General features: G+C 72.7%; 6 protein-coding genes. 1 reads left to right on the top strand and 5 read right to left on the bottom strand.

The window, feature by feature from the left end; all coding sequences use genetic code 11:
• Nucleotides 1-169: 169 nt before the first annotated feature.
• The gene (locus ABZ260_RS42575; protein ID WP_355629212.1) at nucleotides 170-976 is read left to right on the top strand and encodes a polysaccharide deacetylase family protein; all 807 of its coding nucleotides are present in this window, start codon (nucleotides 170-172) and stop codon (nucleotides 974-976) included.
• 77 nt (nucleotides 977-1,053) lie between these two features.
• Here ABZ260_RS42575 and ABZ260_RS42570 read toward each other — a convergent pair whose 3' ends face one another.
• The 5 genes from ABZ260_RS42570 to ABZ260_RS42550 form a co-directional block, all read right to left on the bottom strand.
• Nucleotides 1,054-2,889: a glycosyltransferase gene (locus ABZ260_RS42570; protein ID WP_355629209.1), complete on the bottom strand. Its 1,836-nt coding sequence runs from the start codon at nucleotides 2,887-2,889 to the stop codon at nucleotides 1,054-1,056.
• The gene (locus tag ABZ260_RS42565; RefSeq protein ID WP_355629206.1) at nucleotides 2,886-4,808 is read right to left on the bottom strand and encodes a glycosyltransferase; all 1,923 of its coding nucleotides are present in this window, start codon (nucleotides 4,806-4,808) and stop codon (nucleotides 2,886-2,888) included. The genes ABZ260_RS42570 and ABZ260_RS42565 overlap by 4 nt, the downstream gene beginning before the upstream one ends.
• Complete coding sequence (locus tag ABZ260_RS42560) at nucleotides 4,808-6,514, bottom strand: glycosyltransferase (RefSeq protein WP_355629203.1); 1,707 nt, start codon at nucleotides 6,512-6,514, stop codon at nucleotides 4,808-4,810. Before ABZ260_RS42560 ends, ABZ260_RS42565 begins: the two co-directional genes overlap by 1 nt.
• Nucleotides 6,511-6,984: a hypothetical protein gene (locus ABZ260_RS42555; RefSeq protein ID WP_355549839.1), complete on the bottom strand. Its 474-nt coding sequence runs from the start codon at nucleotides 6,982-6,984 to the stop codon at nucleotides 6,511-6,513. The genes ABZ260_RS42560 and ABZ260_RS42555 overlap by 4 nt, the downstream gene beginning before the upstream one ends.
• Nucleotides 6,985-7,184: 200 nt before the next feature.
• A partial coding sequence (locus tag ABZ260_RS42550; RefSeq protein ID WP_355629201.1) for a hypothetical protein occupies nucleotides 7,185-7,387 on the bottom strand: 203 nt, incomplete at its 5' end.

Below are 7,387 nucleotides of genomic sequence, written 5' to 3'. Positions count from 1 at the left end.
TCGACCAGGTGCCTCCTCCGCGAAGCTCTTCGCGGAGGACGCACCGGGCGGTGTCATGCCGGGTCGGTATCAGCTTCCTGGGTATTTGATAACGGCTAAATCGGCGGTCTCTACAGGCTTATATGGTGTTTTTTTACGCTTTATTTGCTGTTCCGGGGGAGAAACCACCATGAAGATCTTTCGTCGGGTGGCCGTGTTCTCCACGGCGCTGGCCATCGCGATGGCGCCGGGACAGGTCGGTCAGGCGAAGACCGCGAAACCCGCCAAGAAGGTGGAGACCGTCGTCTCGCTCACCTTCGACGACGGTGACTCCACGCACCTGGCCGTGGCCCGCATGCTGGAGAAACGCGGCATGCGTGGAACGTTCTACATCAACACCGACACCATCGGCGGCGAGCTCAAGCTGACCCGTCGCCACCTCGCCGCGATAGCCGGGAAGGGCCACGAGATCGGCGGTCACACGCTGACCCACGTCCGCCTCACCGAGCTCACCCAGAGCGAGCAGGAGGGGCAGATCTGCGACGACCGCAGGAGGCTGGTGGCGTGGGGGTACCGGCCGGCCACCCTCGCCTACCCGTTCGGCGCGGTCGACTCCGACGCCAAGGCGGTGGCGAGGCGGTGCGGCTACGACGCGGCCCGCTCGGTCGGCGGGCTCAGGGAGTGGAAGTGCCCCGGCTGCCCGGCGAGCGAGACCACCCGCCCGAAAGACCGCTACGAGATCCGCACGCCCAGCTCCGTCCGCGAGGACACCCTGCTGCGACACATGAAACAGCAGGTGCTCAACGCGGAGAAGAGCGGTGGCGGCCTGGTTCCGCTGGTGTTCCACCGGGTCTGCGACCGCTGCGGACTCTACTCGGTGGCTCCCGAGCGGCTGAACCCCTTCCTCGACTGGCTGGCGGCGCGCAAGTCCCGCGGCACCGTCGTAAAGACGCTGCAGAGTGCCGTCGGTGCCCGCTACCGCCCCGTGCCCGGCTGAGGAACGGCCCCTGCAGGGCCTCTCCGCGATCCCCGCGGGTCCGCCAGGGCCCGGGGCACGGATGTGGGTGGAGGCCGTCAGGAGCCCTCGGTGAGCCTGCGGAGGCCGCGGGCGGCGCGGCCGAGCAGGGAGCGTTGCCGGGCCTGGCGCAGGGCGACGGCCTCCAGGCGGCGCTGTTCGGCCTTCTCCTTCCACCTGACGGTGTCGCGGCGGCCCTTGGCGGCCGCCGCGCGCAACTCCTTGAGCTCGGCCTTGAGCGCGGCGATCTGCCGCTGGGCCCGTTCGGCCTCCCGCGCCCGCGACTCGGCCGCCGCGCGCCAGCGCACGGCCTCCCGGTTGCGGTTCGTGGCCCAGTAGGGGTAGGCGTGCGCCGCCGGCCGCAGCCGCCAGGACTCCGCGTCCAGCCAGGTCGCGCCGTGCAGTTCGGCGATCACGTCGTCGAGCGACTCGCCCTCGCGGGCCACCCGCCTCGCCCTCGCCACGGCGGAGGTCCGCTCCAGGCGGGCGGCCAGAACGCCTGACTCGTCCTCGTTCAGCGCCACGAGCAGCAGGCCCTCGTCGTCCTGCTCCGCCCGCTCGACCAGCATGGCCAGCGACTCCGCCCCGGGTACCCACCCGGCCGGGCAGACGAGCCGGAACGGTGCGGGAGCCGAGGTCGGCGGGACCCGCTCGACGAAGGAGACGCGGCCGTCGTGGGCGTACTGGCCGCGCAGCAGCCGCAGGTCGAGCAGCGGGTCGTCCAGCGGCCCGCCCACCGGTTCATGGTGCTCGCCCGCAGGCGACGCCCACGGCCCGGCCAGGGTGACGTGCACGTCGGGCAGGCTGTTGGCCAGTGCCCCGTCGACGCTCGCCCTGACGTCCTCGAAGGAGGCGCCTCGGGCGTCCACCACGACGTCGACGTAGGGGACCAGCCACTGCCGGCCCGCGTCGGTGCGCAGGTGGCGCCGGTAGGGGACCCGGTCGGCGATGAACGGGTCGTTGTGCCGCCTGACGTCCGCGGGCCTGCGCATGGCGGTCGTCGTGCCCAGATGCCAGCTCAGCGCCTCGGCGTCGGGGACGAACACCGCGCCCGTCTGGGTGAGCCGGTAGCCCAGCTCGGTGTCCTCGCCGAGCCGCAGGGAGGTGTCCAGCCCTCCGGCCTCCTTCAGCAGGGCGGCCGGCAGCGAGACCGACGCGCCCACGTGGACACGGTGCAGCAGCGAGCTGGGCGCGTCGCGGAAGCCGCGGTGCGCGGCGACGAGCTCGACGATCCAGTCGTGCCCGTGCTCGGGGTCCTCGGTGAAGAGGGAGTCCGCCCTGTCCTTGGCGACGGCGATCTGGACCTCGGCAGGGGTGGGCGGGGTGCCCGTCACGGCGGTGAAGCGCAGCGTGCCCAGCACCACCAGGTAGCCGGCCAGGTGGTGCCAGCGCATGTGCGCCTCGACGTGCTCCCGGTAGGAGACGATGTCGGCGTCCATCCGGTGGATCACCTCGCCGTCCGCGACGGCGGTGCCGGTCTCCAGGGCCCAGGCGATGCCCCGGCGGCCGGGGGCGCCGGGGACGATCCGGGTGCGTTCGGGGGCGATCTCGGGGAGCCGGAGCGGGGGCGCGCTGCCGTCGTCGACGACGATCACCTCAAGGAGGTGCGCGGGGTAGGTCTGCGCGGCGAGCGCGGCCAGGGTGAGATCGAGCCTGTCCTGCCCTCCCCGGGCGGGGATCACCACGCTCACCGGCAGGCGCGGCTCCCACGCGCCGAGGACGGACGCCGGCAGCACCCCGTAGTCGTTGCCGGGAATCCGCGGCGCGGCGGCATGGACGGCGGCATGGACGGCGGCATGGACGACCGGAACCGGCGGTGCGTACGGCGCGTCCGGTGCGTCTGGTGCGTCGACGGGCTCCCCGACCGGGACCCACGGTGTGCGCGGCGCGTTCACGGTGCCTCCGGGGGGAGTTCCATGAGCGCGCTGGGCCGGAAGCCGCGCCACTGGCGCTTGTTCCGGCGCAGGAACGTGCCGATCGGCTCACGCCAGGTGTGGTTGGCGACGTTGCCGCGCCGCAGGATGTAGCCCAGGCCCTGGGTGCGGTAGATCTGCCCGCCCGCGGCCTGTACGGCGTGCTGGAACTGGGCGTCGATCGTGCCGGGCAGGGGACGGAAGCCGCCCACGGCCTCGAAGGCGGAGCGTTCGGCGAAGATGGTCCCTCCGGCGATGAAGTTGGTGATCTGCTCGGTGACCTGCTCGCGGTGGACGGTCACCCCGATCGAGGCGAGGTAGACGAACTCCGGGACCATGCCCACCACCTGGGCCCCCGAGTAGGAGTGGGCCAGCAGCAGGTCGGAGATGAAGTCGGGCCCGTACCAGTCGTCGTCGTCCATCTTCAGCAGGAACGATCCCGACGCCCTGGCCGCGGCCTCGTTCAGCACGGCCCCGAACACGCTCTCCTCGTTCGCCTCGAACACGGTGACCGGCCGCTCGAAGGAGGCCAGCGCCCCGGCCACGCCGGGATGCGTCGCCGGGATGCCGTGCAGGGCGAGGATCACCTCGAACTCGGCGCCGCGCTGCCTGGCCAGCTGCTCCAGCGCGAAGCCCACCATCTCCGGGCGGCGGGTGGCGAGTAGTACCGAGACCGGCGGCGAGGGCCTCGCGGGGGCGCCGAGCTGTTCCCAGCGGGCGCGGACGCCATGGCCGCGCAGCGCCTCGCGGCGCAGCCGGATGCTGTGCTCCTCGCGCTCCAGGTCGTCCTTGAGCGTGGGCTCGTCGACCGAGGTGATCAGTCTGGCCAGCTCGGGGCCGAGGGCGCCGGCCCAGCTCGGTACGGCCTCGGAGACCAGTGGCACCCCGGCCGCCGCCAGCCCGGTGACGACGCGGAGCGCGGCCACCGGGCCGCTGTGGCCGCGCCGCCAGTCCACCCGTACCCCTCTGACCTGCCTGATCCGGTTGACGTCCACGTCCGTGACGGCGCCGGAGGCCGCGAAGGCGGTGAGGGTCCGGCCACCGCAGGTGATCGCCCAGCGGCCGGACTCCACGGACAGATCGGCGGTGCCGAGGGACGGCACGGTGACGAAGCCCATGGGGTTGACCGAGCGCTCGTCGACCGGTGGGACGGTCCGGGGTTCTGACAGGTCGCCGAGGCCGGCCTGGAGGATCCTGCCGCCGCCGGGGCGGCCGAGCCGCTCCCAGCTCATCAGCTCGGCGACCGGGCGGTCCACCGGGCTCTCGTCGCCGGACCAGGGCGGCGGCTCCTCGCCGACCGCGCGCACGACCAGGTCGGCGCCGCGGGCACCGAACCTGTCGGGGACCGGCCCCTCCGGTGAGGACGGGGCCGCGTTCGGGTCACCGGGCCGCCAGTGGGCCGCTCCGGGGCCGGCCAGACCGGCGACGGGCGCGGCGACGGCGTCCATCCGGTGTCCCGCGAACGCCCTGGCGGCCGCGGCGAGCGTCCGCCCGGCGGGTGCCGGTTTGGAGAACCGCGCCTCGATCACCCAGGCGGGCGCCTCCGGCTGGTGGACCCGGAGTTCGACGAGCGACCGCCAGCGGTGGGCGGGAGTGGGCGAGGGCACCGGCGCGGTGTACCAGTGCGGTGTCTCCTCCACGGCGACGACCACCCGGGTGGCCATGGCCAGCAGTGACTGCAGGCTCGCGGCCCTGCGGAGGTCCGTCGGGGTGCGGGCGAGCACCAGGATCTCCGCGGCGCCCTCCTCCGCGCGCGGGATGCCGTCGAGGTCGCCGTCGAGGTCCATCGCCCCGTACGACTCCAGCTCGCCGAGTGTCTCGAAGCCCGCGCAGTAGACGAGGACGCGCCGCTTGCCGTTCCGCTCCCCGGCGGTGCGGACGAGATCGATCAGAAGGGACATCAGCCGCTCTTCCCCCGCCGCGGAGCCGTCTGCCGCCTGGCCGCCGGGATGATCCCCCTCAGGGGGCCACGCCGCCGCTCGTCCCGCGGGTGCCCGGCCTCCGCCCGCAGGCGCTCGGTCTCGGCGCGCAGGCTCTCCACCTCGCCCCGCAGCCGTTCCGCCTCGCGTTTCCACCGGGTGCTCTCGGCCCGCCACTTCGCGGAGTCCCCGGCGACGGGCTCCGCCTCCCCGGCGGTCGTCACGCCGAACTCGGCGGCACTCACCCACAGGGAGCCGAAAAGCTCGTGGACGGCACCGTCGATGTCACTGTCGGTGTCACTGTCGATGTCACCGTCCGGGGTGCCTCCGGTCACCAGCGCCGCCCTGGCGAAGGCGGCGGTGCGCTCCAACCTGGCCGCCCTGACCCCGGTGGCCCCCTCGTCGAGCACCGCGCTCAGCAGCCCGTACCCCTCGCTCTCGGCGAGTCTCACCAGCTCGGCCAGGCTGTCGGCGCCGAGTGCCCACCCGGCGGGGAAGGAGAGGCGGAACGGCGCGGGTGCCGAGCCGGAGGGCGCCTCCTCGGCGAAGAGGACCCGTGGCTCATGGGCGTACAGGTTGCGCACCAGACGCAGATCGAGCAGCGGCTCGTCGAGGGAGGGATGGCGCCCGGCGGGGAGCCGGGCCCAGGGCCCGACCACGGTGACGGCGACGTCGATGAGGGTGCCCGCGAGCGCGCTGTCCACGCTCGCCCGCACGTCCTCGTAGCGGGCGCCGCCGACGTCGACGACGACGTGCACGTACGGCACCAGCCAGGCCCTGCGCGGGTGGGTGCGCAGCCAGCGCAGATCGGGGATGAGGTCGGGCAGCACCGACCAGTTGTGCCGGTGCACCTCCTTCTCCCTGAGCATGACCGTGGACGGGCCGAGGTGCCAGCCGCGAGCCTGCGGGTCGGGGATGAAGATCGCGCCCGCCTGCGCGAGGCGGAAGCCGAGATCGGTGTCCTCGCCCATGTTCAACGTGGTGTTCACGCCGCCGGCCGAGCGGAGCAGTGCCACCGGGACCGATGTGCTGGCCCCCGAGTGGAGCCGGTAGGCCCCGGCGCCCGCGTCCCGCAGCCACCGGGTCTCCTTGAGCACGCCCGCCCGCCACTCGTGTGACGCGGACCCGTCGAACAGTCTCTCCGCGTCCCCGGCCTGCACGGCCGAGAGGACCTCCCCGGCGCGGGGCCAGGTCCCGTCGGGGGTGAAGCGGACGTCGCCCATCACGACGGCGTAGGGGAGGAGGTGGTGCCAGCGCAGGTGCGCCTCGACGTGCTCCCGGTCGAGGATCATGTCGGAGTCGACCCAGTGCAGGATGTCGCCGGTCGCCGCCTCGGCGCCGGTCTGGCGGGCCCAGCCCCGCCCCCAGCGGCCTTCCGGTACCCGGACGAGGCGGGTGCCCGCCGGGGTGATCTCGGGGACGCGCAGCGGTGGGTCGCTGCCGTCGTCGACCACGACCACCTCCAGCAGATGCGCGGGGTAGGTCTGCGCGGCAAGGGAGGCGAGCGTGCGGTCCAGGGCGTCCTGGCAGTTGTAGGTCGGGATCACCACGCTCACCCTGAGCCGGGGCTCCCACCGGCCCAGGTCAGGCGGGAGCAGCGGCCCGTAGTCGTTCTGCCTGACCTTGGCGCGCGGGACGCCGGTCCGGCCGGCCAGGTCGGCCAGGTCACTGTGCCCGGCCTCGCTCACGCCTTTCCCTCCGGGGTGGCCTGCTCGGTCCGCGCCTCCACGGCGGCCAGTCGCGGCAGCAGGTCGTTGACCATCTCCGCCATCTCCTGGCGCTGCGGTATGGAGACCAGCCGATCCTCGCCCAGCGAGACCAGGATCGTCTGCAGGTCCTCGTCCCGCTTCCGCTCGTGCTCCCTGAGCAGTTCGACGATCTCGTCCAGCCGCCGGTCCAGCCGCTCGGTGGCGGCCTTGACCGTGGCCAGCTCCGCTTCGTAGCGCTTGATGCGGGTGTCGATCCGCAGGGCCTTGCCGTCGACCCTGCGCACCGTCGCGATCGCCAGCATCTGGACGGCGAACACCGTCGCGATCGCGCCGAGCACGACGGCCGCCGTGGCCGAGATGACATCGGTGCCCGCGAGCAGCGTCAGCGTGATCAGTACCACCGGACCGATGGTCGCCGCCAGAAGCGTCAGTTTTCGGGGCGTGGGCATCCGCGCTTACCTTCCATGCTGCTCTGTCATTACCTGTTCATTGATGGGGAGATAAATGAGGCTATCCGCTCTTCAAGTGCAAATATGGCTGGAAATGGGAAATTCCAAGGTTCCTGTGACCTGTGTGACAGCTGTGAGTGATTAATGGTGATCACACGGGTCAAGTGGGAAGTGTGGTGAGAAGGGATCTTCCTACCTCGCTATCCTTCGGTCGTGCCCGCGCAGCCGATCTCCCTTCCCCCGTCCCTTCTCGCTACACCGGCGGGCTTCCTGCGGTCGGCGGCCGGGGAGACGGCCGAGCTGTCCTGGACCGGCGACCCACCACGGTCGCCTCCGTCTCCGACGCGGTCCCCTTCTACGGCGAGCACCAGGCGGGCATCGTCGCCCCGGCACAGGACCGGCT

It is taken from the genome of Streptosporangium sp. NPDC006013, assembly GCF_040614275.1.
Classification (GTDB): domain Bacteria; phylum Actinomycetota; class Actinomycetes; order Streptosporangiales; family Streptosporangiaceae; genus Streptosporangium.
This window is presented reverse-complemented; position numbering and strand designations above follow the sequence as displayed.

Bases quoted from the DNA above. Each gene is read 5' to 3' on its own strand.
- ABZ260_RS42555 (WP_355549839.1), bottom strand. From the start codon at position 6,984: ATGCCCACGCCCCGAAAACTGACGCTTCTGGCGGCGACCATCGGTCCG.
- ABZ260_RS42575 (WP_355629212.1), top strand. From the start codon at position 170: ATGAAGATCTTTCGTCGGGTGGCCGTGTTCTCCACGGCGCTGGCCATC.
- ABZ260_RS42565 (WP_355629206.1), bottom strand. From the start codon at position 4,808: ATGTCCCTTCTGATCGATCTCGTCCGCACCGCCGGGGAGCGGAACGGC.